Here is a 1,431-nt window from a genome sequence, read left to right on the forward strand (position 1 = left end):
AAATATATTAAGCAGCTACTAAGGATTGAACTCTGTATTGCACAGGGGACAATCCTTTTAGTTTTGTTTTAATTCTTTTGTGATTGTAGTAATGAATATAAGTTTCTAGTTCTTGCTTAAATTGTTCCATACTTTCAAACTCTTTAAGATAAAGTAATTCAGACTTTAATAAGCCAAAGAAATTTTCCATGACTGCATTATCTAAGCAATTTCCCTTACGGGACATACTTTGGATAACGTTATGTTTTTTAAGCGACTGATGATATTGTCGCATTTGATAATGCCAACCTTGATCCGAGTGTAAAATAGGAGTTTCCTTATCATTCAAACATTGAAACGCCTTATTTAACATTTTAGAAACAAGGGAATAGGCAGGTCTATGTTCTATATTGTAAGCTATAATTTCTCCGTTATATAAGTCTAAAATGGGTGATAGATATAGTTTTTTACCATGTAAGTGGAACTCCGTCACATCTGTTACCCATTTCTCGTTTGGTTTTGATGCGTGAAAATTACGTTTTAAAATATTAGGAGCGAATTTCCCGACAGTCCCTTTATATGAACGATATTTTTTCAATCGAACAAGACATTTTAATCCCAGGATATTCATTAAACGTCGAACGGTTTTATGATTTAATGCATGGCCTCGATTACGTAATTCCAATGTAATACGACGATAACCATACCTCCCAAAATTCTCACTAAAAATCTCTTTAATTAATTCTTTAACTTTCTTATATTTATCTGGACGTTTCGCTTGTTTCATCCAGTAATAATACGTACTACGAGCGATATTAGCGACTTTCACAAGGTCAACGACCTTATATTTATGCCTTAATTCATAAATCAATTGCGCTTTGTCTTGGTCTGTGATGTTTTCTTCTTTTGAACTAAGGCATTCAACTTTTTTAAATAGTCATTTTCCATACGCAGACGTTCATTCTCTGCTTGTAGCGCTTCTATAGAACCTTCAAGAAATACTTCGTTTTGTTTTAAATGTTGTAGCTTAGCTTTTTCTTTGGCCATGGTTAGATGCCCCTTTTTCTTTGATTTTAGGGCATCTAATCCTTCTGTTTCATAAGCTACTTTCCATTTTCGGAGTGTTTCGCAAGAAGGAATATTAAAAAAAGCAGCTGTTTCTCTCAGAGATGTCCCATTTTCATTCATATAATGAATTACATCTAGTTTATACTCGAGAGGGTAAGTTGTATAGCGTTTTTCAAACGCCTTTTCCCCTGAAAATTCAAACCGTTTAATCCATTGATAAAGTTCTCTAGGATGAACCCCTATAGAATTAGCAATGGTTTTTCCGCCTTCCGTACCTTCTAGATATCGTTTTACTGCTTGTATTTTATCTTTTGAAGAAAATTTAGCCATAAAAAATGCACCTCCAATTGTTAATTATGTGTCTAACAATTGGGGTGCACTTCA

Annotated in this window: 1 protein-coding gene; it reads right to left on the reverse strand. The window is 33.5% G+C overall.

Annotated features, from left to right (window positions below; translation table 11 throughout):
* Positions 1 to 7: 7 nt before the first annotated feature.
* A protein-coding gene (locus ES895_RS29110) for an IS3-like element ISBth167 family transposase (RefSeq protein WP_085962495.1) occupies positions 8 to 1,377 on the reverse strand; the annotation gives its coding sequence in 2 pieces (ribosomal slippage) (positions 8 to 912 and positions 912 to 1,377; 1,371 coding nt in all).
* Positions 1,378 to 1,431 lie beyond the last annotated feature (54 nt).

The organism is Bacillus sp. 007/AIA-02/001 (genome assembly GCF_004634455.1).
Taxonomy (GTDB): Bacteria; Bacillota; Bacilli; order Bacillales; family Bacillaceae_G; genus Bacillus_A; species Bacillus_A cereus.